The organism is Vibrio sp. TRT 1302 (assembly GCF_050113875.1).
Lineage (GTDB): Bacteria > Pseudomonadota > Gammaproteobacteria > Enterobacterales > Vibrionaceae > Vibrio.
Map to the genome: position 1 here is coordinate 65,431 of NZ_JBNJOF010000016.1, position 25,412 is coordinate 90,842.

At 44.7% G+C, this 25,412-nt stretch carries 21 protein-coding genes; 10 read left to right on the forward strand and 11 right to left on the reverse strand.

Features of this window, described 5'->3' with window-relative positions; all coding sequences use genetic code 11:
- Positions 1 to 149: 149 nt before the first annotated feature.
- Positions 150 to 1,679, forward strand: a complete 1,530-nt coding sequence (locus tag ACQEXP_RS16310) for a phospholipase D family protein (protein ID WP_426970952.1) — start codon at positions 150 to 152, stop codon at positions 1,677 to 1,679.
- A gap of 65 nt (positions 1,680 to 1,744) precedes the next feature.
- Here the strand turns inward: ACQEXP_RS16310 and phnE (ACQEXP_RS16315) are convergent, their stop codons facing one another.
- From phnE (ACQEXP_RS16315) to ACQEXP_RS16345, 7 genes are all read right to left on the reverse strand, one after another.
- The gene (phnE, locus tag ACQEXP_RS16315; protein ID WP_269375365.1) at positions 1,745 to 2,548 is read right to left on the reverse strand and encodes a phosphonate ABC transporter, permease protein PhnE; all 804 of its coding nucleotides are present in this window, start codon (positions 2,546 to 2,548) and stop codon (positions 1,745 to 1,747) included.
- Complete coding sequence (gene phnE / locus ACQEXP_RS16320) at positions 2,548 to 3,354, reverse strand: phosphonate ABC transporter, permease protein PhnE (RefSeq protein ID WP_426970953.1); 807 nt, start codon at positions 3,352 to 3,354, stop codon at positions 2,548 to 2,550. The genes phnE (ACQEXP_RS16315) and phnE (ACQEXP_RS16320) overlap by 1 nt, the downstream gene beginning before the upstream one ends.
- Positions 3,342 to 4,112 (reverse strand): phosphonate ABC transporter ATP-binding protein, encoded by a 771-nt coding sequence (phnC, locus tag ACQEXP_RS16325; protein WP_269375363.1) that lies wholly within the window; start codon positions 4,110 to 4,112, stop codon positions 3,342 to 3,344. The genes phnE (ACQEXP_RS16320) and phnC overlap by 13 nt, the downstream gene beginning before the upstream one ends.
- 96 nt (positions 4,113 to 4,208) lie before the next feature.
- Positions 4,209 to 5,249 carry a phosphate/phosphite/phosphonate ABC transporter substrate-binding protein gene (phnD, locus tag ACQEXP_RS16330; protein ID WP_269375362.1) on the reverse strand — a complete coding sequence of 347 codons (1,041 nt, stop codon included), beginning with the start codon at positions 5,247 to 5,249 and terminating at the stop codon, positions 4,209 to 4,211.
- 239 nt (positions 5,250 to 5,488) lie between these two features.
- Positions 5,489 to 6,700 (reverse strand): glycerophosphodiester phosphodiesterase family protein, encoded by a 1,212-nt coding sequence (locus tag ACQEXP_RS16335; RefSeq protein ID WP_269375361.1) that lies wholly within the window; start codon positions 6,698 to 6,700, stop codon positions 5,489 to 5,491.
- 215 nt (positions 6,701 to 6,915) lie between these two features.
- Positions 6,916 to 8,268 (reverse strand): sigma-54-dependent transcriptional regulator, encoded by a 1,353-nt coding sequence (locus tag ACQEXP_RS16340; protein ID WP_269375360.1) that lies wholly within the window; start codon positions 8,266 to 8,268, stop codon positions 6,916 to 6,918.
- Positions 8,265 to 10,211, reverse strand: coding sequence for an ATP-binding protein (locus ACQEXP_RS16345; protein WP_426970966.1), 1,947 nt, complete (start codon positions 10,209 to 10,211; stop codon positions 8,265 to 8,267). The genes ACQEXP_RS16340 and ACQEXP_RS16345 overlap by 4 nt, the downstream gene beginning before the upstream one ends.
- Before the next feature lie 390 nt (positions 10,212 to 10,601).
- Here ACQEXP_RS16345 and ACQEXP_RS16350 point away from each other — a divergent pair, with 390 nt between their 5' ends.
- A complete protein-coding gene (locus tag ACQEXP_RS16350) occupies positions 10,602 to 12,194 on the forward strand; it encodes a bacteriohemerythrin (RefSeq protein WP_426970954.1) in 1,593 nt (530 codons plus the stop codon).
- A gap of 86 nt (positions 12,195 to 12,280) precedes the next feature.
- On the opposite strand, the gene ACQEXP_RS16355 is transcribed toward ACQEXP_RS16350, so the two are convergent.
- From ACQEXP_RS16355 to ACQEXP_RS16365, 3 genes are read right to left on the reverse strand one after another with little or no spacing between them, the layout of a single operon-like run.
- Positions 12,281 to 13,111 carry a hypothetical protein gene (locus ACQEXP_RS16355; protein WP_426970955.1) on the reverse strand — a complete coding sequence of 277 codons (831 nt, stop codon included), beginning with the start codon at positions 13,109 to 13,111 and terminating at the stop codon, positions 12,281 to 12,283.
- The gene (locus ACQEXP_RS16360) at positions 13,111 to 13,980 is read right to left on the reverse strand and encodes an ABC transporter ATP-binding protein (RefSeq protein ID WP_426970956.1); all 870 of its coding nucleotides are present in this window, start codon (positions 13,978 to 13,980) and stop codon (positions 13,111 to 13,113) included. Before ACQEXP_RS16360 ends, ACQEXP_RS16355 begins: the two co-directional genes overlap by 1 nt.
- Entirely contained in the window at positions 13,977 to 14,348 is a 372-nt protein-coding gene (locus ACQEXP_RS16365) for a GntR family transcriptional regulator (RefSeq protein ID WP_426970957.1), read from the reverse strand. Before ACQEXP_RS16365 ends, ACQEXP_RS16360 begins: the two co-directional genes overlap by 4 nt.
- 249 nt (positions 14,349 to 14,597) lie before the next feature.
- On the opposite strand from ACQEXP_RS16365, the gene ACQEXP_RS16370 reads away from it, so the two are divergent.
- From ACQEXP_RS16370 to ACQEXP_RS16390, 5 genes are all read left to right on the forward strand, one after another.
- Entirely contained in the window at positions 14,598 to 16,589 is a 1,992-nt protein-coding gene (locus ACQEXP_RS16370) for a U32 family peptidase (protein ID WP_426970958.1), read from the forward strand.
- Between the two features lie 88 nt (positions 16,590 to 16,677).
- Positions 16,678 to 16,923 carry a DUF3297 family protein gene (locus ACQEXP_RS16375; protein ID WP_269375343.1) on the forward strand — a complete coding sequence of 82 codons (246 nt, stop codon included), beginning with the start codon at positions 16,678 to 16,680 and terminating at the stop codon, positions 16,921 to 16,923.
- Between the two features lie 171 nt (positions 16,924 to 17,094).
- A complete protein-coding gene (locus tag ACQEXP_RS16380) occupies positions 17,095 to 17,361 on the forward strand; it encodes a DUF2999 family protein (RefSeq protein ID WP_426970967.1) in 267 nt (88 codons plus the stop codon).
- A gap of 178 nt (positions 17,362 to 17,539) precedes the next feature.
- The gene (locus tag ACQEXP_RS16385; RefSeq protein ID WP_426970959.1) at positions 17,540 to 18,442 is read left to right on the forward strand and encodes an AraC family transcriptional regulator; all 903 of its coding nucleotides are present in this window, start codon (positions 17,540 to 17,542) and stop codon (positions 18,440 to 18,442) included.
- Between the two features lie 249 nt (positions 18,443 to 18,691).
- On the forward strand, positions 18,692 to 19,408 hold the full coding sequence (locus ACQEXP_RS16390) for a GntR family transcriptional regulator (protein ID WP_426970960.1): 717 nt from the start codon (positions 18,692 to 18,694) through the stop codon (positions 19,406 to 19,408).
- Between the two features lie 48 nt (positions 19,409 to 19,456).
- Here the strand turns inward: ACQEXP_RS16390 and ACQEXP_RS16395 are convergent, their stop codons facing one another.
- On the reverse strand, positions 19,457 to 20,656 hold the full coding sequence (locus ACQEXP_RS16395; RefSeq protein ID WP_426970961.1) for an enolase C-terminal domain-like protein: 1,200 nt from the start codon (positions 20,654 to 20,656) through the stop codon (positions 19,457 to 19,459).
- 264 nt (positions 20,657 to 20,920) lie between these two features.
- On the opposite strand from ACQEXP_RS16395, the gene ACQEXP_RS16400 reads away from it, so the two are divergent.
- From ACQEXP_RS16400 to ACQEXP_RS16410, 3 genes are all read left to right on the forward strand, one after another.
- Positions 20,921 to 22,348 carry a PTS transporter subunit EIIC gene (locus ACQEXP_RS16400; protein WP_426970968.1) on the forward strand — a complete coding sequence of 476 codons (1,428 nt, stop codon included), beginning with the start codon at positions 20,921 to 20,923 and terminating at the stop codon, positions 22,346 to 22,348.
- Positions 22,349 to 22,497: 149 nt separating this feature from the next.
- A complete protein-coding gene (locus ACQEXP_RS16405; protein ID WP_426970962.1) occupies positions 22,498 to 23,022 on the forward strand; it encodes a GNAT family N-acetyltransferase in 525 nt (174 codons plus the stop codon).
- A 353-nt stretch (positions 23,023 to 23,375) separates the two neighbouring features.
- Entirely contained in the window at positions 23,376 to 25,262 is a 1,887-nt protein-coding gene (locus tag ACQEXP_RS16410) for a methyl-accepting chemotaxis protein (protein ID WP_426970963.1), read from the forward strand.
- Positions 25,263 to 25,412 lie beyond the last annotated feature (150 nt).

The following is a 25,412-nucleotide window of genomic DNA, read 5'->3' on the forward strand; positions in this document are numbered from 1 at the left end:
AAGCACTCCTAACTTCGCCCCTAAGCTCAGTATCAACCTGAGCTTAGGGCTTAACTCATCATTAACCGTGTATTGTTCTAGCAGCCAAGTACACTATCGTTAATAATCATAATAACCAGAGATACCTCAACCCTATCAAGGAATCATTAATGCTACCCCTTAAGCGGATAACCACCAGCTTAGTTCTTACCGCGTTGCTCGCCGGTTGTGGCACTCTTCCAGAGCAGATAGAGCATCAACCACAAGTGACATCAACTCCGAGTAGCAGTCCGTTATCCCTGTTAAGCGAAGCATATGCCACTAACCAAGTAACGAAAACCAGCGCAGTGACGTTGCAAGAGAGTGGTTGGCAAGCCTTGAGTCAACGACTTGCTCTTATCGAGAGTGCACAACGCAGCATCGATATTCAGTATTACATCTGGAACTCGGATCGCTCTGGGCAGTATCTCGCAAGTCGAGTTGTCGCAGCAGCAAACCGTGGTGTTAGAGTTAGGGTGATGCTCGATGATATCAACCTCAACGAACGTGAAGCACTTCTCAGTGCGCTTGATGCTCATCCCAATATCGAGATTCGTGTCTTTAACCCCATCCCTACGCGCCGTGGGGTCGCCAAGTGGCTCAACGTATTGGGCGATTTTTCCCGTTTGAATAGACGAATGCACAACAAGTCGTTTACTGTCGATGGGGTTGTATCCATTGTTGGCGGTCGCAACATTGGTGATGAATATTTCGACCTAGCAAACGATATCAACTTCCGCGATCGTGACGCGATGGTCATGGGAACTGTGGTTGGCGACATTGAAACCAGCTTCAATCAATATTGGGACAGTCGCTGGTCTTACCCAGTGGCGCTACTCAATAACGAAGCAATCACCGATCTTAGCCTGATCGATGACATTGCCGCACCACACTACACAAACCACCCTGCTTTGCCACAAGGGCAATCTAACGCGCTCACTTTCTTAAGCAACATCATGGCCAGCATGGATTGGGTTGAAGCCAGTTATATTGCTGATCAGCCAGTTCCCGATGACGTCAGTGACACTAACCTACCCAAAGCAACCGCGAAATATCTCTCGGCACTCGCCCAGCAATCTAAACAGAAGATCGTTCTCGAATCCGCATACCTGATCTTTGACGATCAACAGTTAGAAGCGATGCAAGTGCTGACTCATGGCGGTGTCGAGATTAAAGCCTTAACCAATTCTATGGCGTCTAATGATCTGGTCACTAACCATTCTGGTTACGCGGGTCGACGCGAAGATATGCTCGTACACGGCATTAAGCTGTATGAATTGAAGCCCAACGCCAAAGTGTGTGAGATGTCCACCAAAGATGCCAACAAGTGTGCGCCTGCCATCGGTTATGGTCTTCACTCGAAATCTGCGGTGTTTGACGATCGTGTTGCCACGGTTGGCTCGTTTAACTTTAACCTGAGATCGACTTACCTAAATACTGAGTCACTGCTGGTGATCGAAGACCTTGATGTTGCACAGCGTCTTGCTGACAACATTTTGCAGGCGATGGATCAGGAGAATAGCTGGAGATTAGAATTACAAAACGGTGACGTGATGTGGTCTTCCGGTTCTCAAATCTATGATCATGAGCCAGAGACAGGACGATGGCAGCGATTTGAGTCTTACTTTCTCCAACTGCTGCCCATAGAGAAGTATTTGTAGTCTAAAAGAAAAGGCAGGTAATCCCTGCCTTTTAAATACAACACCTAGCCATTTGATGTTGTTGTTTAAATCAGTTTCTTACGTACGTGGACAACGAGCGCTTCAGCCAGTACAACGACCGCAAAAATGCTCACCAGAATCATCGATACTTTCTGCCATTCAAACAGATTCTGCGCATCATTTAGCACCACGCCAATACCACCAGCACCCACCAATCCTAGAACCGCCGATTCACGGACGTTGATGTCCCAACGAAATAGTACGATTGAGAAGAAGGCTGGCATAACCTGAGGCCAATAACCTTTGAACAAGATGCTTCCCCATGACGCACCGGTTGCTTTCAGCGCTTCAATGGTGCCCATGTTCACTTCTGCGATCGCTTCCGCCAAAAGTTTACCAACAAAGCCTACGCTACGAACCGCAATCGCCATGATTCCAGCCAACACACCTGGGCCAAACAGGGCAATAAACAGCAATGCCCAAACCAATGAGTTCACCGAACGAGACGAAACCAAGAAGAACTGAGCAATCCAGTTAAGCGTCTTATTTGGGGTGATATTTGGCGCATTAAGCAAGGCTAATGGAATCGCCAAAACTAAAGTAAATAGCGTCCCTAACGTGGCGATATGCAGCGTTTCAACCATCGCATCATGAATCGTTTCAGGATAGAAGCCATAGTCCATCGGAACCATACGGCTGAACATATCGGCAAACTGAGCAGGCGCGTCGTATAAGAATTCTGGTATCACTTCAACCGTCTGCCATGACCATACGATTGCAGAAACAAAGCAGAGGTAAGCTGCAAACCTTGCGAGACGCTCACTAAAGGTGAAACGTTGCCATTCTCTATCAATAGAAGCCGTCGTCATTAGAAGATTCTCCTTACAACATTAGATAAGAACTCACCGACAAGGATCAGCGCGATAATAGTGATAAGAATCGCAGCAACAAAGTCATAATCAAAACGCTGGAATGCAGAGAAAAGCGTGCCACCTAAGCCACCAGCGCCAACAATACCGACCATAGTCGAGTTACGTAGGTTTGAGTCCAACTGATAGCTGGCAAAACCGATAAAGCGAGTGAATACCTGTGGCATAACCGCAAACAGAATGACACTCATAAAGCTTGCGCCTGTCGCTCGAATCGCTTCAACTTGCTTAAACGAGATCTCCTCTATCGCCTCGGCAAACAGCTTGGCAATAAAACCAATCGAAGCAAAAACCAGAGTTAAAATACCCGCCAGCGCACCAAAACCAACGGCCTTAACAAACAAGATGGCTATGATGACCGGATGGAAAGAGCGGCACAGAGCAATAAAGCCGCGAACTGGTGTTGAGACAATATTTGGCATCATATTTCTCGCCGCAAGCAGACCAAGAAACAATGAGATAACGATGCCGAAAAAGCTCGAAATAATCGCGATTTGTAAACTCTCAGCCAAACCACTCAATAGCAGATTTGAGCGTGAGAAATCAGGGGGAAACATGCGACTAAGTAAACGCTCACTTTCCCCTAAACCGACCATCAATCGATCCCAAGTTAAATTAAGCGTCGAAATACTATAAAAAAGATAGCCAATCACAGCTACGACACCCAAGCGGCTCGCCCACGATGCCTTAAACGGATTCTCAATCTCCTCTAGCGCTGTTTTGGTCGATGAGCTTAATCCAGCCATGACTCACCTCCATAGATAATTTTCAGGTCATCTTCGCTGATGCCTTCAGGGCTGCCGTCATAATGCACTTTGCCATTGCACATGCCGATAATCCGTTTCGCAAAACGCTTAGCGAGGTTAACGTCATGAATATTGACCAACACAGGGATCTGCTTCTCCTGTGCGAAGGTTTCCATGAGTTCCATGATTTCTACCGCGGTTTTAGGGTCAAGCGAGGAGGTCGGCTCATCCGCAAGCAATATGTACGGGTCTTGCATCACAGCACGGGCGATACCAACACGTTGACGCTGACCACCAGACAAGCTATCTGCACGCTGATTGGCGAAATCTTGCAGGCCAACAAACTCTAATAACTCGAAGGCTTTTTTGAGATCTTCTTTCGAGTAGTTACGACGCCACGCGTTCCAAGAAGACATATAACCAAGACGACCACACAAGACGTTCTCAATCACGGTCAAACGCTCAACTAGGTTGTACTCCTGAAAAACCATACCGATATGGCGACGCTGCTTACGTAATGCCTGCCCACTCAGTTTTGTCAGATCCTCGCCTTCAAACAGAATCTCGCCACTGGTTGGATCGTTAAGGCGGTTAATACAACGAAGCAAGGTACTCTTACCTGTACCTGATGGGCCGATGATGGCAATGATACCCGGTTGGTCGATATCGATGTCGATACCTTTAAGGATTGGCTTGCCTGCCACGTATTCATGAAAAAGGTTATTGATCTTTATTCCGTCATAGCTCGCTACGGCCATACTACTATTCCTTGTTTTCTTATGGGTGTACGGTGCCCTGTGCCCTACACACGAGGGCACCGTACATTTATTTAGAATGATGCGTTTGTTAGAGGATTATTGTGTCTTAGCTTGCTTCGCTAACTCTTCAGCTTTCTTCTTAGCTCGCTTAGCTGCATCTTTTTCAGCCAGTTTTTTCAGTCCGGCTTTGGTGTAAGCGGTACCAGTTGCGTGGGCAATATCACGGATCACTGACCAATCTTCTTGGTAAGTAATTGGTGAGAAACGGTCAGCGCCTTTAAACGCATCGCTCATCTCTTTAGTAAAGCGGTAGCTGAAGAAAGCTTCGTTGATCTTTTCTACAAGCTCTGGTTTCAGGTTGTATGCGTAGCCAAATGCAGAAGTTGGGAAACGTGGGCTACGGTAGATAATTTTTAGCTCAGAGGCGTCAACTCGGCCTGCTGCAACCATACGGTCATACACATCTGAAGCCACTGGTGCAGCATCGTAGTCACCGTTGTAAACACCTAGGATAGATTGGTCATGCTTACCCGAGTAAAGCACTTTGTAATCTTGATCCGGTACGAGACCTTGAGCTGGGAATAGAGCGCGCGGAGCAAGGTTACCTGAGTTGGAAGACGCTGACGTATGCGCGACTTTCTTACCTTTTAGATCCGCCATTTCATTGATGCCACTGTCTTTACGAACGATGGTAATTAGGTTGTAACCTTGGAAACCTGACTCATCACCTTTAACAGCAATCGGTACGTAACCCGCTAGGTTAACAGCGTAGCCCGTTGGACCCGTTGAGAAACCAGCAACATGAAGACGACCTGAACGCATAGCCTCAACCTGAGCTGAGTTAGAGTGAACGGTGTAATAGATGACTTTTTTACCGGTAATTTTGCTTAGGTGTGCCTGAAAATCTGCAAATGCATCCTTGTACAGTGCAGGATCCTCAACGGGAGTGTAGGTAAACACGAGTGTACTTGGATCAATCCACTCACTCGCATCTTTGGGCGCGTCAGCCACTAAGTCTTTATTTTCATCACAGTATCTATCATCCAGTACCCCACGGTAAGTACACTCACTTGCCATCGCCATTGATGGCAGCAGCAAAGAACCAGCGATTAACAATCCTTTTACACTGTTTTTCATATTAGAACCTTACATTCACGTTATTGTTGATGTTCACCTCTCCTATAGCAGGGGTTGTGCCAACTATTTTAATAATAAATATCAATGACTTACTCAAAGTTCGATTTAACCATTTTTAGTTTGGGTCATTTGTGTCCAATTAATTTTAAGATGTTTGGGTCATTTCTGTCTCCATCAAATCGACGCGAAAAAAAAGGGTCATTTGACCCTTTTTATTAACGTTAGATACCAACGAAAACTTAGATATCCATACAGTTCGCGTAATAGGTCACAGTCGATGGCCAATCACTAAACACACCAAGCACACCGACGTCCTTCGCTAAGACATCGAGTACTTTCATCATGTCGCCATCACGCTTGATCTGGTCTGTAACTGATTGATAGTACCAGCCACCGCCTTGCGCCAAAGGCCCTGAACGCTCAAGTGTCCAAGCAATGATATCGAGATCCGCTTGCTTCGCTAACTTGGCATAGTCAGACTGGACGATATTGTTGTTCTCATCAAGTTGAATCAAGGCATACAAAGGCGGAGCAATAATTTGAACACCTTGATCAGAGAGCTCTTTCATATTTTCTATCGAAGCAGCAAAACCCTCTTTTTCGTACATACGGTCATCTAGGTAGACAGCTTGCTTACCAAACTTAGGCTCATTTTTGATCCAGTATTTAACATCATCAAGATTGAATGACTGAACATAAGCTTCATCAGGAGAGAAGCCCGCTTGTTTAAGCTCATCGATCAACTTCTGAGCATACATTTCCTGACTAAAGCCTTGGAAAGGCATCTTCACAGCAGCTGACTTCAATTCAGGAGTCACCTTAACACCATATTTTTTAAACAGTGCAGCACTCTCGGCATGGGTCATCAGAGTCCCTGTTTGCGAATACAGGTCTGTACGCCAGCCTGGAGTCCCGTTCATGTACTCTTCAACCGTTGTCGCTTTTGGATTCGCCCCATCCATTTTGCCTTTAAGAGTCTTAAATTCCGCTAATGTGAAATCTGACGTACGACATTCAACCTGTGCATCTTCACCTGTGGCTGGATTAGCAGGTTTAAATGGTACCGTACACTTCTTAGCAAGCTCAGGATGAGCAAGTACATCGGTTGTAGTATGCAAATCACTTTGTGAGTGACGACAGACCAACTGTTTATCTTTGGTAAAGGTCACATCACACTCTAACACCCCAGCACCCATTGCGATCGCAGCCAAATAAGACTCTTTGGTATGCTCTGGAAACTGCATTGCTGCTCCACGGTGGCCGATAGAGAAGTCGCTACGATAAAATGGGCCGGCCTGACAGCTTTCCAATTTAGTTTTCAGAGGTCCCTCTTCCATATCACTGACGAGGTATAGCGGGCGTGGCCCAACCTGCGCAGGCTCGTTTGCAGCCATCGCCATTGAGCTAACGCCTAGCAATAGGGCGATACTACTGGTTAAGATTTGCTTCATCTGTTGATTCTCCTTGCAGCAAATAGTTATTTGTTATTTATGGCGTTCCGGATTGGGAAAAGTCTCCGTCGTAACATACGACTCACTCCCTGACTTCTAACCAGAACAACCATCCATTTTGCACGCAGCGTGCCAAAAACTTTTCGCTTGCAATTCAAACAGATAAGTATAACGTTTTTATTAAACTTCTATGATGGGTCAATTATGTCTTGTCCCTAAATCTGGCGACTTGCTTTAAAACTCTCTTTGTCCAGTTGATGTTTTTTCATCTTACGATAAAGGGTTTTTCTTGGCAGATTTAAGCGCAGTGACACCTCGTTGATGTTGCCCCCCATTTCAATCAACGCTTCGGTGAGAACGTTACGCTCGTACTGTTCCATCTGCTGCTCAAACGCAAAGCCATCACTGCTCAAGGTGGAAGGCGCTTGAAGATCAAAACCTTCGCCAACGATACCAAGCACAAAACGGTCAGCTACATTTCTTAACTCTCGCACATTGCCTGGCCAATCATGTCGACACAGCTGTTGGATTTGTTCGGCATAAAGTGTCGATGCGCGGGTCTTATATTTTTGACTGGCCTGCACGACAAAATGGCGAAACAAGGACTGAATATCTTCCTTACGCTGACGAAGAGGTGGGAGATTCAGACTGGCAATATTGAGTCGATAAAACAGATCCGCTCTAAACTCGCCACGCTGACTCAGCTCCGCCAAATCCGCCTTACTTGCGGCCACGACCGTGATATCGACCGGAATCAATGTGTTGCCACCAACCCGCTCAATCACCCGCTCCTGAATCACACGCAATAACTTGATTTGCACTGAGATTGGCATACTTTCAATTTCATCTAAAAACAGTGTGCCGCCATGCGCCTGCTCGATTTTACCAATCCGCTTTTTGTTGGCGCTGGTAAACGAGCCCGCCTCATGGCCAAACAGTTCGCTCTCTATGATGCTTTCGGTCATACCGCCACAGTTAATTGCAACAAAGGGCTTTTCCCGTCGTGCTGAATAGCGGTGAAGCGCTCGTGCAATGACCTCTTTCCCCGTGCCAGTTTCACCGTTGATAATGGTATCGACACCCGTACGTGCCAATGCCAGAACTTGCGTTCTAATCATCTCCATCTGGCTAGAAACACCAATAATCACGTTTTCAATCGGTTGCTCCGCCGTGGTGTTTTGAGCTCTAGGAGCATTGTGGATATGTGTGGCGGCAAGGTTGAGTTTTTCAATCAGTTCATCACTTTGGAGTGGTTTTTCAATAAAATCGAACGCGCCGAGTTTGATCGCTTCAATGGCCATCGGAATATCCCCATGACCACTCATTAGGATGACTTCGCAGTGTGGCGAGCGACTCTGAATCGCTTCTAACATCGATAATCCGTCTAACTGAGGCATTCGAACATCGCACAGAACCACCTGTCGACTATCAGGCGAGAGTGATTTCAGACCACTCTTAGGGTCGGTAAATCCAGTGACGGTGAAACCTTCAAGTTCGAGCATTTCGCCCACGGCTTCTACAACATCCAGCTCGTCATCAATCAGGGTGATACGCTTATCCATCGTCATGCTTTTTCGCCTTGTTTAAGATGTACTACAAACTCACTGCCAAACTCAGGCTGAGAGTGCACCCGTATCGAACCACCAAAATCCTTGATGATATTAAAGGCGATGGACAGACCTAAGCCTAGGCCCTTGCCCACCTCTTTACGGGTATAAAATGGGTCAAAAATGTGCGGAATATCGTCTTCGACAATGCCTTTACCATTGTCTTTGACCGCAATGGTCACGTCATTATCAACGCGTGCCACCGAAACTAAGATCAGTGGCTCTGATTTGTTTTCTACCGCATCAATGGCATTACTGATCAGATTGACCAACACCTGCTCTAAGCGAATCGGATTCGCCCGTACGATCTCATCAGAAGCAAGCCCACAATCGAGCACTATCGGTACCTGACGGTTGGTGAACAGTTCTATCGCATCATTGACAACCGGCATGACTTCAACCGATGAGATTTTTCCATCGCTCTTGCGAGAGAAGGCTTTTAGGTGATGCGTCAACGCCGCTACTTTACCGAGGAGCTGTTCGATTTTTTGCAGGTTGTGGGTCGCTTTATCACTTCTCTGCTGCTCTAACCATTTCTGAGCGCTGCGAGTATGGCTGCTTATGGCCGTCAGTGGCTGATTGATCTCATGAGTAATCCCCACACTTAACTGGCCCAATGCGGCGAGTTTTCCTGCCTGAATCAGTTCATCTTGAGTCACTCGCAGTTTCTCTTCCGCCACGCGGCGCTCTTCCACTTCTGCTTCGAGCTTTTGATTGGTTTTCTTCACCACTTTAGCTGTAGCCTGAAACACCTGAAGGGACTTCGCCATTTGGGTAATTTCATCATGACCTTTTAGCTCAATTTTTGTATCCAAATGGCCGGTTGAAATAGCGAACATGTCATCACGCAAATTGAGCAAACGTTCCAAAATATTCTTACGAACGTAGAACCAAGAAATACCCGCAGCAGCGATTAAGCTAAACAGTGACAGAGCCAGAGAGAAGGTACGGTTAGAGGCCAACGAGCGTTGAACATGAGCGATAGAGGAATCAATTTCTAAATTCACATTCGCGGTATTTCGTTCTATCTGAACCGATAGCTGATGAAGATACTTACGACTGTTTTCCAGTAAAAATTCTTGCTGATAATGATGTTCGAGCGCCTGATTCTTTAGCTGAACCAGACGACTTGAACGAGACGCGAGGGTATAGATAACCGATAGTTTTTCATCCAGCGCAGGTAAAGAACTCGCTAAGCCACTTTCCAGCCACAGACTAAACCAATCTTGACCCAACTGCTCTAGGCGATAAGTGGTGTAATCCAACTCATTAAAGCTGCCATCGTTATAAAGTTTTTCTACCAAGCCCAACTGATAAAACAACAATGCTTTAAGCTGGCTGTATTGAAGACGGGATTTTTGCTCTTGAGGAAGACTATCGAGTTCTTCACTGACCTGTTGAAGCAAGGGATAAAAACCTTCAAGCAAATGGCGCAACTCTTTATTGAGTTCTCGAGACTCTTCACCACTTTGATACAGTAAGCTAAGGCTGTTGCTCACTTGCATGATGAGATCTTTAAAGTAAGCGTAATACTCAGGGAAATGTGCCAGTACCCGCCCCATTTCATTGATGCTCTCTTCGACTCGTTGCATCGCTTTGCGTCGTTCAAGATTTGAATCCGCTGCCACCAGTTGCGAAGAGTCGGTGATCACAAGTCTCACCATATCATTCAACCGAGCCGCTTGCTCCAAAGCTGGAATCTCTTTCTCTTTTAGGTCAACTAACGCTAACTCAAGCTTGTCATAGGTGGTCGAACTGAACAGCGCCAGCAATAAGGTCGTCATCGATAACATGGCTAACGCGAGGCCAAGCCGCACTTCGATACCGCGCCATTTGAAACTGCCACGACGTGACCGCGGTGTGTTCAACTCGACAACAGAGACGTCAAGATCTCGATCAACCATCTGATTCACTGAGTTATTCCCACTTCATAAGATTAGAGCTAGCGATAGAGTCCGCCGCTCAAATTAACAATCCATATAAAACATCACTACAATTTATTAATAAAGTAATGATTACCAGATTTGTGGAATAGGCAGTGAGAAATTCTATCACTCAGGTTTTTCCTAATTGGAAAACGCTTTTTTCCTTCGCGTTTCGACACAGTCCCCCCTCTACAGGGCGCAATACAGAGCGATAACCACTCGGTTACTCTTTCGATTTAGGCCACCTTTTACCTTCTAACTACTCTTGCTTAGTGACACTAAAATAATTTGCATATTTAGTGTGGGGAATCTCAATCTTTCGCCTAAATTTAATGGAGTGATCAACGGTAATCTATAAGAGGCGAAGGTATGTTTAAATCGCTAGCATCCAAATTGAGCCAATTAACCCCAGTACAATGGTCTATCGCAATGACCCTTTTGATTCTTCCGGTGGCTGGATATCTGTTCTTTCTCCAGCAGTGGGGTTGGTTACTGCTAGTGGTGTTTTACCATGTCATTGTTTTAAACATTGTCCGTTCAATGGGGGGCATGTTGCAGCACATCAGTCAGGCAGCGCGCCATCTTTCAGAAGGGGATCTTACCGTTAGAGTTGCTTGCGATGATGATCTCACCGCGCCACTCCTACGCACCTTTAACCGGATAGGTGAAGACATCTCTCGTACCGTTCACGCATTGCGCAAGTCAACCGCTCGTTTGGTCAGCGTCGCGGATACCGTGCAAAAAGACTCTGGTATCTCTAAAACAGGGGCTATTGGTCAAAAGAATGATGTCGATACCGCCCGACAGATCATCGAACAGCTCTCTGAAATCACGCACAATGTATCAAGCTATTGCGAGTCAACAGCATCGCTCGCTAATGAAGCAAAAACAAAAGCGGATCAAGGCACCACAGATATGATCGCCTTGGAGACGGCTCTCGATAATGCCAACCAACACATAGACAACTCAAATGAACACTTTCAGTCCCTGATGCACGAAACGGCACAAATCAGCCAGGTGATGGAAACCATCAGTAGCATCGCTGAACAAACGAATCTACTCGCCTTAAATGCAGCAATAGAAAGTGCCCGAGCAGGAGAACAGGGCCGTGGCTTTGCCGTGGTTGCCGATGAAGTGCGCTCTTTAGCAATGAGAACCCAAGAAGCGACCGAAGAAATCCGACAAAAAATCAATAACTTGCAATCTAAAACCGACGATGTAATGGAGACCATGAAGGAAAACAAATCCAGCATGGAACGCTCTCTGGCTATCGCATCTGCGGCAGAACACACCTTTAAAGAACTTAACCTGCAAATCGATGATGTACGTGAATATGGACAACATATCGCGCACTCTTCCGATGAACAGACGAGAAAAACTCAAGATCTTGAGCAGTGCTTGCAACTTATCGCCAACGAGTCAGACAACAACGTCCGAGCGACTCAGGAAACCTTACTCGCCAGCATTACCGTAAGAAACCTATCTGGTGAGATTGATTCCCTGCTACACCGTTTTGCGACTGACCAACGACAGATAGACGCAGAGGAAGCTAAGCGAGATAAGTTGATGGAATGGAGCAGTCAACTGGACATTGGTCTCGAAGAGATTAACCGCCAACATCAAGCCTTACTGCATTTGATTAATGAGTTGTACCACTTGCTAAAACATAACTACGGGTTAAGTTCTATAAAACGAGTGGTACAAGGTCTGATTGATTACACGGCCAATCATTTTAAATACGAAGAGGTACTGTTTGATCAAATCGACTACTCACAAACCAAAGAACACATCGAAAAGCACAACCAACTGGTTGCGCAAGTACTCGATTTTCAAAAGCGTGTCGAACGTGGGGATGACATTGGGGATGAACTGATGAGTTTCTTGAAGAACTGGCTCAGCCAACACATTATGCGTGAAGATAAAGCCTACGTGGACAGTTTTAAAAAGAACAATTTAAACTGACTCGCCACAAGGCTCGTATGCACAGTAGCCTGTTTCAACAAGTGAAAAAGGTAGCCTGTCAGCTACCTTTTTACTTTAAATCCCTATTAATCGATGGTTCGACTGAGCCTCAAACTCACCAGCAGTCCTAACACGCCTAAGCTAAAGAACACCGCTAAGTTCAGTGTGCCAGCATTAGCAAATGCGGTCATAGGGTTAGATTCAACCAACACGTCTAACGGCAAGTTTGTGATGGCATCAATAAATTGGCTGACAAGATCCGTAGCAAACAAGTTGCTCGCCAACAGCTTAATCACATACAGAGCGATCAGCATAATCAACAGCGGTGAATTGACCTTTTGCGAAATCGCCATCGCTATGGTGGCAAAAGGCAACAGCGCTACGCCAACCAGCCACATACGACCAATAAACTCTAGCCAATGACTTCCAACGTAAAACAACGATTCGCCAGTAAAGAACAGAGGGAATTGCTCAGACATCACTAGGTTGATAATCCACATCAAAAAGTCCGCTGCAATAACCAACATTGAACAAATGACAGGAACCACCAGCAGACCGAACGCCAATTTCACTGCGTGCATGTTTAAATCGGTGACCGGCATACTACGCCAGAACATCACACTGCCTTCCTGACGCTCCTTGCGCAGCGTTTTAGGAAAATAGAGACAGGTAAGCAGTATTGAGAGCAATCCACTAACAACTAAAACTAAGTGACTGAGCTGTTTCCCAAGTTCGAAACCCGACTCAAAGCCATCATTCTGGTAGGTCAGTTCATAGGTAACATTGCTCTGGATAGTTGAGTTCATCAATAAACTCAGCAACAGCACCACGCCACAGATCAACAAAGCAACAGGAATACGAGTAATAACCTTATGCTCCAACCACTCTTTTTCTAGCATATAAACATTCGCGTTCATTACACCGCCTCCTTCTGCAACGCTAAAAATAGATCGGCCAGTTTTACATTGTAAATTCGGTCAACATCTTGCAAGTGCTCAGCTTGTTCTGAACGCAGTAGCCAACGTGTAGAGCCTAAACCTCGTTCGCTTGAGAGCGGATTCAATGACTCGATTTGTTGATTCTGATCGTGATTCGTTTCAACAACCACGAATCCTTGGGCAACGTCTTCCATCGACGACTGCAACACCACTTCGCCATGCTTTAGAATCAACACATCCGTAAGAAGGTGTTCAATTTCAGACACTTCATGACTAGCAATAATCAGCGCGCGCTCTCCATCATGGAACCACTCTAGCAAGTGGCGGTAAAAAGTATCACGATAAACAAGATCCAAACCGAGAGTTGGTTCATCCAAAATCAACACTTTGGTGTCCGTCGAAATGACGATCGCTAGATGCAGCTGGACTTTCATCCCTTTCGACAACGCTTTGATTTTGCTATTTGGTCTAATATCCGTCTTGGCGATCACTTGCTGAGCTTTGGCTAAATCAAAACTCGGATGGACACCTGCAGTATAACGAAGCAGTTGTTCCACCGTCATCCACTCAGGCAAGACATTAACGTCTGATATGTAGGATAAATGCTGCATCACATTGGCACGCTGCGCCACTGGTTCAAATCCAAGAACCTCGATATCACCACGATATTGATGTGCACCAAGTAAACTTTTGATTAAAGTGGACTTGCCAGCACCATTGTGACCAAGCAGACCTAAGACCTGACCAGGTTTCAACTCAAAGCTAATATTTTTTATGGCTTCGTTTTGTCCTTTCACACGACCTGAGTATTCTTTGCTTACCTGTCGAGCACTAATTAATACACTCATTGTTTACCCTCAACGTGCACCGTTAACCGTTCAATAAATTCATTCAGTGGAATATCTAGCTGTGTGAGTTTTGCTGCGATTGAAGGAATTTGTTGTTCAATAAAATCCTGTTTCTGAACTGCTTTTAGACGTGCTATTGCACCCTCCGCAACAAACATCCCTTGACCGCGCTTTTTCTCAACTAGGCCTTCATCCACGAGTAATTGATAACCTTTCATCACGGTTATGTGGTTGATCTTAAGATCACTCGCCACCGCCCGCACTGATGGCAAAGCCTGACCTTCCAACCAAACTCCCTGCAAAATCTGCTCGGTAATTCGATCGGATAGCTGACGAAAGATAGGCTGTGTTTCGTTCCACTCAATCATGAATTCTGCCTTATCATTTACGCTTTAGTGATATACATAGGTATAACACTAAAGCAATTCTAATAAATTGCAACAGAAAAGATGTCTCACTCACGCTACTCGGTCTCTATAGATTCATTCCTCCTCAAAACTCGCGAAAGCCACCATTTGTTTTTGACCCAGATTAATAAAAAGTTAACTAGTACCGCAGCAGGAGTCTGAAACCCGTAGAATGCGTGCTCATTTTCGATTTTATGTAAGAGGCGAGTAGTGACACGCGATCAATTTGAGTTGTTGGCCCCTGGGGGAGATATTGATTCTATTAAGGCTGCGATTGCCGCCGGAGCGGATGCGATATACTGTGGACTTGATCGATTCAACGCTCGCAACCGAGCGACCAATCTAACATTGGACAACTTAAACGGAGTGCTTCGCCTCGCACATCAGCACAACTGCAAAATCTTCCTGACACTCAACGTATTGATTCTTGAAAGCGAAATTCCAGCAATTGTGCGCTTGCTCAGCCAACTCAACACCACCAGCATTGATGGCGTCATTGTTCAGGATCTTGGCCTTGCCTACATCTTAAAACATCATTTTCCTGATCTGGATGTTCATGCCTCAACCCAATTGAATACCCATAATGAAGGACAGATCCTATTTCTCAATCAACTAACGGCAAGTCGCGTCAATCTTTCACGCGAACTCAATATCAATGAGATCAGCCATTTAGCTCAGTTTGGTCGTCAGCATAACGTGATGATGGAAGTGTTTGTTCACGGTTCCTATTGCATCGGGTTTTCTGGTATTTGCTATATCAGTTCTGCACGTAACGGAGCATCGGGTAACCGTGGGCGCTGTAGCCAACCTTGCCGTGAACAATATCAACCAACCAACACAGGCCATCACTACCCGCTCAACATGAAAGACAACTCGGCCTTTGGCGATCTTGAAGCCTTAGCGGCAGCCGGTGTTTATTCGCTTAAAGTCGAAGGACGGATCAAAAAATCCCATTATGTCTATACGGTAGTCGACAACTGGCGTCAGCAAATAGATCGCCTATGTGATGGTGTGGAGCTTTCAAGCGACACGAGAGAACTTTACACCGTGTTCAACCGAGACTTTTCAAATGCTTTCTTGCAAGGCGATTTCGGCAAATCGATGTATATCGATAATCCGCGCGATCACGCTGTAAAACATTTCTCTAAAATTTATCAATGTAAGACCGTAGAAGAAGTCCAGCAGGTTAAGAAAAAACTGTACGACGATAAAACAGCCATCATAGAAAGAGTCGCCGCCGCTACCGAAAGCTTCAACCTAGAACAAACTGACAATACTGGCAGTAGCCTGAAAGGTGCGGTAGATGTTCCCGTCTTACCACCCTTGGTTCAGGCTGAAGCACTGGCAGCATCGCCAAGACTATCTGTTCTCATCTCTTCGAACGAAGAAGTAGCACTGTGTGACAACCCAAATATTGACGTTTACTACCAAATGCCGATGGGACTAGCCGATGAACTGGAGACTATGGTGGCCCTTTTTCAAGCAAATCCGAACCTAAAACCTTGGTTTCCAGCGATTTTAATCGGTGATGATTACCAAGCAGCAGGCACATTTTTGCAAGCCATCAAGCCGAAACTGTTGATCACCAATAACTCCGGCGTAGGTATGCTTGCCAAAACCCTGGGATTGCCTTGGGTAGCGGGGCCACAGATGAACACCGTCAATTCCTATTCATTCAAGTGCTTGCAACAAGAGTTCGCGGCCAGCGGGGCGTTTATCTCTAATGAGTTAAATATGAAGCAGATGCGTCATATCAAACGACCTCACAACATGCGCAGTTTTTACAGTATTTATCACCCAAACACTCTGCTGACCAGCCGCCAGTGTCTATTCCAGCAGACGGAAGGATGCCGCAAGATTAAGGTCAACAAAGGTTGCCTCAAGCGCTGTGAAAAACGCACATCCATCATCAACCTCAAAGACAACCCTTATGTGGTACAGAAGCACAGAGGTAGCCACAATTCGATTTACAGCGAGCACAATGTACTCAATCTTCAGGTGCTGACAGACTTACCGCATCTCTTCACGGATGTACTGATCGATCTTCGAGATATTGAGACTGAAACTAGGGTGAAAGTCAGCAAAGAAAACCTGATTGATACGTTCTTGGCGAACCTCTCTCAACCAAGTAAAGAACTGACGGCTCAGCTGCATAGAATGGTTTTCCCAACAGCGAATGCACAATATTGCAAGGGTATATAGCCAAGCGAACCGTCAGGACAAGCTTGAATCCAAATCAAGCACTGACTACAATAACGCACTTTTTTTACGGACTTCAAGGTCGACAAACATGACAGATACAGCTAAACCAGCTCTACCAGATCGCCTATCAGGTAACCCACGCAGCCCTTTCTTTGTGAAAGAGTGCTTCGATCACCAAATCGGTATTCGTTTCAAAGGTAAAGAGCGCACTGACGTTGAAGAATACTGCATCAGTGAAGGCTGGGTTAAAATCGCGTCTCCAAAAGCAAAAGACCGTTACGGTAACCCAATGCTTATCCAGCTTAAAGGCGAAGTAGAAGCGTACTACGTATAAGCGTATCGACCGCAAATACTCTCAAGCTCGAGTCTTCACTCGAGCTTTTTTATATCTGCGACTAACATCGCCCTACAAAGTAGCATTGGAATCCTGCTGGCTGGGAGTTCAATCGTATCCGAACCAGTGCTACACTCTGGCGAAATGAGTACCAACTAAAAAGGAAAGATGATGAATCCGATTATTGCACTGCTAAAAGAGAACAACATCAGCGACGCACAAATCAACGAGATTTTTCAGACTCTGACACAAAACCCTTTTGCTGCAATGGCAACTATCAGTCAATTGGGCTTACCTCAAGACAAGCTTCAGATGCTAATGGCGCAAGTCATGCAAAACCCTACACTGATCAAAGAGGCGGTTGAAGAGCTTGGATTGGACTTCTCTAAAGTTGAAGAAGCAAAAGAGAAACTACAAAGCCAAAACCAAGACAACTAAACATCTCCGCTCTAAAACACAAGCTTTAGACATGGCCGTTACTCCCAATATGGGGATAACGGCCTTTTTCATTGTTTGTTACCACAAACCCTTGCTCTCAAATTGATGGATTTTGGATTGCAACCAAACTCAAATCGTTTAGTCTTTTCTCTCTCAATTCTTGATCATGAGTAGAACAATGCGCGTCGACTATCATAAACGGCTGATTCCAGTCATTCGCTATCTGGAACGACACTTTAATGAACCTCTGAATCTGCCAGAAGTCGCCGCTTTGGCTAACCTCTCTCCCTACCACTTTCATCGCACATTTAAGGCGGTACAGGGAGAAACCTTAGCTGATTTCATTCGTCGGTTAAGGCTTGCGGCGGCAGCCGACGAACTCTTCAAATCAAAGCAACCCGTACTCAATATTGCTCTTGAATACGGTTTTTCCTCTTCTCAAAGCCTAGCTAAAGCGTTTAAGCAACACTACGGGGTGACGCCGAGCGAATTTAGAGATTGCGAAAACTATCAGGCATTTTCTAATTTAGCGCGAAACAGCAAGATTGGACACACGTTGCGCAAGAATGGAAACGAAAGCGATATCATCGAACCCTATACTGGCTCTGAACCAACAATATGGAGCAAGACAATGGAATTACAACAGTTTGATGCAACCAAATTAGCTTACGTACGAGTTACTGGTCCGTATGGCGAAGGTTACCAAGAAGCCACCGAGCGTCTCTATCAGTGGGCTGGAATGAAAGGTCTCGCAGGCAATACCTGCATCTTTATCTATCATGATAATCCGGAAATCACACCGAATGATAAATGCCGTACAGACATCTGCTTAATGGTTCCAGAAGATACCGAAGTTCCACAAAATATTGAGCTACAGGATTTCCCTGGAGGCCAGTACGCGGTAATGCGCCAAAAGATTACTGAGCAGAGCCAATATTCAAAAGCGTGGGATGACTTGATGGATAATGTGATTAACTCAGGAATGGAGAACGATGACCGTCCTTGTTTCGAGCTATATCACAGCTACGACCCAGAAACACAACATTCAGATGTGAGCTTTTGCACCGCCATTAAGCCATAGTTCAGCAGATACTCTCCTGCCCCAAAAGCCTTCTATCTAGAAGGCTTTTTAGCTTACCCAACTAGACTGAATCACAAAAAATAGAACGCATTTTCTAATCGTTCTTGAGTTGGCCGTTGCTCTCTAGACCTTATTGGTTTAAGTTCAAATAATAAAAATATTTTATCTGATTTATGTTGAATAACATTTTATAATTCCAATGAATAATCAACTCAAGTTTACACAGTTTATCGAAACAATTAATCTCATATGAAAAAATACGAAGAACTAGTTAAAGATATCATCAGCAAAATTTGTCAGAACGTTATAGATGTTAAGCTACCATCAGAACGTGAATTGGTAGAAAAGTATGATATTCCTCGTTTTTCAGTTCGAAAAGCTCTTGCTAAACTGGAAGCGATTGGCATCGTAAAGTCAAAAGTTGGCTCTGGTTATTTTGTTAACACCTCTATTATTGGTTCTCCTCTCATCTATAACTCGGTCACAGAAAATAAATTTGGTGAGATTTCATACAAAAAGATAAAGTTAAACAAGCGCCTACCCACAGCCCATGAAATACAGATGTTTTCAATAGAAGAAGATGAATACATTTGGCACATAAGACGCCTTAGACTCATTCAAGGAAAAGTAACACAGATTGAGGAAACAAGACTACCTGCCAATATGTTTCCAAAAATCAACGATGATATTATTGAAAACTCATTGCAAAAACATGTATTGTCACTAGGATTAGAAATTGATAGTTATTTAACAACTTACCAGGCAATTAATGTCTCTAAAGAGGATGCTACTTTGCTAGATTGTAAGCGTAATAGCTCGGCGATGAATATTACTAACCGTGGTTTTTTAAAAACCGGTGAGGTATTTATTGTTAGCGACATCATTGATATTAACTACCAATGTACTTATCACACTAAATTTAATCCAGAAAGCCTGAATTACCGAGATCAAAACGACCGCGAATAGCGGTCGTTTTTCATAGGTTCGAAAAGACATTACTAAACAAGCTTTGCCTTATGGGGTATGAATACTGCCGTCTGGTAAACGACTTTGTGTCCATTCATGTGGTCGATACTCAACCGGAAAATCCTGCGCAGCCTGACGATCCATCTCAACGCCGATACCCGCGATTTCTGAAGCATATAGGTAACCGTTGATAGGCTCTGCCGCGTTCGGGAATACTCGCTGGGTATTGGCTTGATATTGCACGTGTTCTTGTATGGCAGCATTATGCAGATGAACGTTTAAGTGAGTATTCACTGCTGCGCCAATAGGTGTCATATCGGGTGGACAATGCCACGCAATACGTACACCAAAACTTTCGCAGAAATGGCCAAGTTTCAATGCCGGTGTAATACCACCGATTTGCGATACGTGGCAACGAATGAAATCCACACGGCGGTTGATTATCATTGCTTTCCACTCTTCAGGGTTATTGAATAGTTCACCTAATGCTAGAGAAACGCTCGTTTGACTACGGATATTATCCAACCATTCGGTTTGGTTTGGTGGCAAGATATCTTCAATGAAGTAAGGTTGGTACTGCTCGACTTGCTTAGCAAATTGAATCGCTTGATTAGGGAACAATCGCTCATGTACATCGTGAAGAATATGGAATTTCTTGCCATATTTATCACGCAGACTTTTAAACATTTCGAGCGTATTATCCATGTACTGGTCTTGGTCGTAATATGAACCTTGCGTCGGACTCTCTGCTGTTTTGATATTTTCAGGAACACCACCATAAAACCCTAATTGGCATCGAATATGTCTATATCCTTGCTCTAAATATTTATCTACTTGATCATACAAGCCTTCCATCGTATCACTGGTTGCATGCGTATAAACTTGAATAGCATCTCGTGATTTACCACCAAACAATTGATGCAGTGGCATATTAGCCAATTTAGACTTAATATCCCACAGTGCCATATCAACACCAGAAATAGCGTTATTAATAACAGGACCATTTCGCCAATATGCATTAACCATCATCATTTTCCAAAGATCTTCGATGTTATTTGCATCTCGGCCAATTAATAGTGGCTTTAGATATTCATCCACCATGGTTTTTACCGCTAATGGTCGCTGTTGAAATGTTGCGCATCCATAACCTGTTACACCAGAATCTGTTTCCACGATAACAGTGATTAGGTTATGTCGATCTGGTTTTGTAATCACGCACTCAATATTTGATATGGTATTTTTGTTCACTTTAAACTATCTCTAGCTAGCAGAATTTATTTTATATAAGCGTGAAAAAAAACAAATTACAAGCGGTAAATCACACCTAAATTTAACTGGTTCGTTCCTGTTTTGAATTCACCAATAAAAACGAACCAATTGACAAAAAAAGCCATAAATTTGTATTTTAACCGATTTAATGTGATTTTAATCACTAAGTTGTCGATTGGATAAATACGACCAATAGCTAAGATAAACGCAATGAATGAGCCAAAAAAGCACATAGGAAGTATGATGGAATTGACACAAAATAATATCGCTACTGGCGGCGTATCGTCAGGAAAAGTAGATGATTTTAGTATGAAACTAGAACGACTGGTTGAGGCACTAGGCGGTAACGAGAATATCGCCAACATCACCCACTGCATGACCCGATTGCGCTTCAAACTCGTGGATGAATCGAAAGCAAACAAGGCGCAGCTTGAAGCAATTCCGGGAGTAAAAGGGGTGGTTCTAGCACAAGGACAGACTCAAGTTATCATCGGAGTCGACGTTGAAAAGTGGTATTTGGCACTATCAGGCACTGCGACCGCACAACCAAGTACTGAAATTGAAAAAGAGAAGGGAAAGCTGTTCCAAAATGCGATGCGCATTGTAGCTGGTATCTTCGGCCCGGTTGTACCTGCAATCGCTGGTGCTGGTATGCTAATGGGATTGCTATCTGGCTTGATTGCAACCAACGTTATCTCGGAAAGCTCAGATACGGTCTTCTTCTTCCGCTCCATTTCCGTCGCGGTTTTCTTTTTCCTGCCAATGCTCGTTTCTTTCTCAGCAGCAAAAGTATTTAACGTTAACGAATACATTGCGCTAGCAGTAGCAGCGGCAATGATGTCGCCGAAATTATTGGAGAAAGCGACCCTACTTTCTAACGCTGGCAACGCACCAGAGTTGAACGTATTTGGAGTTATTCCTATTGAGCTACTGAACTACGGCGGCGCAATCGTACCAGCAATTCTAGCGGTTTGGGTACTATCCAAAATCACCCCTATGGTAGATAAGTTAGTTCCTGCTTCTGCCAAACCCGTATTCACTCCGCTACTTGCCTTTACGGTAACATCGACGTTGGTCCTTTCTTTAGTTGCTCCTGCGGGCATGTGGCTTAGTAACGGCGCAGGTTGGGTTGTAAGTTCACTACTGGAAGTTTCACCTACATTGACTGGTTTCGTATTTGGTTTAACGCGTCCAATTACCATCGTATTTGGTATCCACCACAGTATGACGCCAATCAGTTTGAACAACTTCGCGCTGTATGGAAAGGATCTATTAATGCCGATCATGTGTTTAGGCAACTTAGGCATCGCTGGCGCGACAATGGCGGTATGGTACAAGCAACGTAAATTCTCTACAAAAGAGCAATCTTCTATCACTCTGGGTTCAGGGATCACAGCCGTTCTTGGTATCACTGAGCCAGCGCTATTCGGTGTGCTCACCAAATACACCAAAGCACTATTGATGGCGAGTTTGGCAACAGGCATTGTTGGTGCGATTTCAGTAACCATCGATACACACCTAACTAGCTACATTCTCTCTTCTGTGTTTAGTCTGCCAGCTTACTTAGCGAGCGGTACGCAGAACTTTATTCAAGCGGTATTGGGCGTTATTGGTGTGTTTACTCTGTCATTCGCAATGACCATGATGTTCGTACGCGTTGACAGCAAATAGCTCTCTCTTCTTAGTTAGTAGACCTGTTGTTACCACTTCCGCAGGTCTACTCCAACATTCAATGAATGGGATTGTATAAGTAATGACAAAACGATTGGCAAAGGCCAGAGGCTGGGGGTTCTAACTTACCAAATATTAATTAAACCAATATGAAAAGACTGCGTTATAGTAAAGAAAGCCGCAAGCTGTCGGCAACTAAGCGTTATATTGGTGGAGAAAACATGGACTTAACTATCTACAAAATGGAGCTTTTATCTTCAGAACACATCCAGGAAGTTACGTCTCTTTGGCGTGAATCAATGATGGAAGCTATCGGTATACAACCCATTCACTCCTTTGAGTCACAAGCTTACTTCCTCGAACATATCCTGCCTAATCGTTATCAAGTATTCGTCGTTGTCCGAATCGATAGCTCTCATCCTGTTGCCTTTATAGCTAGTTCGGAAACAGAGATCAGCCAGCTATATGTTTCACCGAAATTCCAAGGAAAAGGTATCGGCTCGTATTTACTGAACCAAGCTAAAGAGCGATCAAATGGTTCATTGACGTTAAGGACGTTTGAAGTAAACGAAAAAGCCAAAAGATTCTACCGCGCACATGGTTTCGATGTTCAAGTAGGCAACAGCAAAAATGAAGAAGGGCTTCCAGACTTAGAGTGTCGATGGGAAGCTTAGGTCTACAACATAACCACGAATATGGTCTCAAAATACTTTCTAATCTTTCATCCAAAGTTATCTCCAAGCCCATAACTTAATTCTCTTCTTACAATCGGATAGACACTCGGCTTTTTATTCGTGCTTTCACCAGTGTTAAATATGACAGGGCATTGGCAGGTTTGTGCCAATGCATAACGGCATAAATACTGTGAATCGGATTCCGTTTGGTCACATTTTCATGAATGTTTGAGCTCTACAACTTTGAAAGACTAGACTTAGGTCATGATTTAATTCACGCTTAGAAATTATATTTACTCCTCTTTTCGCTTGTTCCATTTATAACTCACCATAACATTAAAATAAGGTTTCCAATGTTTAAGAAACTGTCACTTAAAAACAAACTCGCGATTTCTGCGAGTACTGCCATCATAGTCGGGGGACTATTGGTCGAAGCACTTTCGTTTAACGCTTCGCTAAGCCGCATGGACACAGAGGTTGAACAGCGCCTTGAGAGTACAACGGCATCTTACAATCAGTACGTTACTGACTGGTTACTATCAAAAGAGCGTGCGCTCACCTCACTATCTCAAGAGGTAGACAAAACGGCGATTCTTACGCACCTTAAACAGGTGAGCCACTCCGCTGCTTTTGACAACGTATTCTTGGCCTACCCTGATGGCAGTCAGGAAAATGCCAATGGTGTGGTGCTACCTTCTGGGAATGATGACCCACGTAAGTGGGGTTGGTACATCAATGCTGTCGCAGACCCTAGCAAAGTCTTTATGGACAACCCAACTGTAGCGGCTGCGACTGGCGCAAATGTTGTTTCACTGGGTAAGGCACTCAACTTACATGGTGAGCAAGTCGTGCTGGGGGCGGATGTAGAAATCACCGATATTCTTAACAGCATGGACAAAGTGATCCTCCCGGGTGAGGGCTACATGTTCATTGCCAACGAGAAAGGCAACATCTTTACCCATAAAGATACTAAGCTTCTCAACCAGCCTGTTAGTCAGTTGGGTTTAGACTTCAATACCATTCAAAACGCTTCACGCAGTGGTCACGATGAGTTCATTTCGATAGCTGGAGAAGAGTATGTTCTGTATGCTCAGAAAATAGAGGGCACATCATTAACAACAGTCACGCTTATCAACTACGGTTCTTTGGTTGCACCGTTGTTTGATGCGGTCTGGGGGCAAGTACTCGTCACCGCCATTGTGGTTGTCATCTGTACTCTGCTATTCAACTTACTGTGTAGCATCTTATTTAGACCGTTAAATAACGTATCTCAAGCATTGGAACAGATCGCCAACGGCAGTGGTGACCTTACCCAACGTATCGAAGTGGAAAGTGATGATGAAGTAGGTCGTCTAGCGAACAACTTCAATACCTTTGTAGGCAGTCTGCAAAAGTTGATTGGTCATATTCGTGAACAAGCGCATCTCATCAATGGGCAATCAGACAACAACACACAGCGTTCGAATAACGCCGTTTCTGAGATCCATCAACAGCAGCAAGAGATCACTATGGTCGCAACGGCTGTCACAGAGTTGGCAAGTGCTACCCGCGAAATCGCCTCTCATGCAGAACAAACCGCCGAAGCCGCTCATGGTTCAACGACGAGTACGAATAACGGTCAGTCTTTAGTTCTACGTACTAAAGGGTCTATTAACAGCCTTGCAGAAGAGCTCTCTGAAGCAAGCTCAGTTATCAGTGAATTAGATCGCCACGCACAAGAGATTTCAACGGTTCTTTCGACGATTCAAGGCATTGCGGAGCAAACCAATCTACTCGCTCTCAACGCAGCTATCGAAGCGGCACGCGCAGGTGAGCAAGGTCGCGGTTTTGCCGTCGTCGCGGATGAAGTTCGAGTGCTGTCGCAGCGTACTCATGCGTCCACCGAAGAGATCAAAGCGACGATTGATACACTTCAAAAAACCACAACACGAGCGGTAAGCTTAATGGATAGCAGCTCCAACTTGGCGAGCACCTCAGTATCCGACGCCGACCAAGCAACCAATGCTTTGAGTGAAATTCATGAAGCGGTTTCTTTGATCAGCGATATGGCGACACAAATTGCGACGGCAGCAGAAGAACAAACTCACGTAACAAGTGAGATCACACAAAACATCACTTCGATTAAAGATGTGGCCGATGAGCTCGTTATCAATGCTCAAGATAGCTCACAAGAATCAAGTAAGCTAAAGCTGCAAGCACAAGAACTGACTGACAAAGTGGCAACGTTTAAACTTTCGTAACCATACTTAGTGTTAGAAAAACGGCGAGGCTCAAGGCCTCGCCGTTTTTTTATTTAGATGCACTTCTAGATATACACCACTGCACAGCAGCAAGATAAAAAACAGTGTTATTATTTTATTCATAGCTCACCTCAGTCCCTGACACGGATA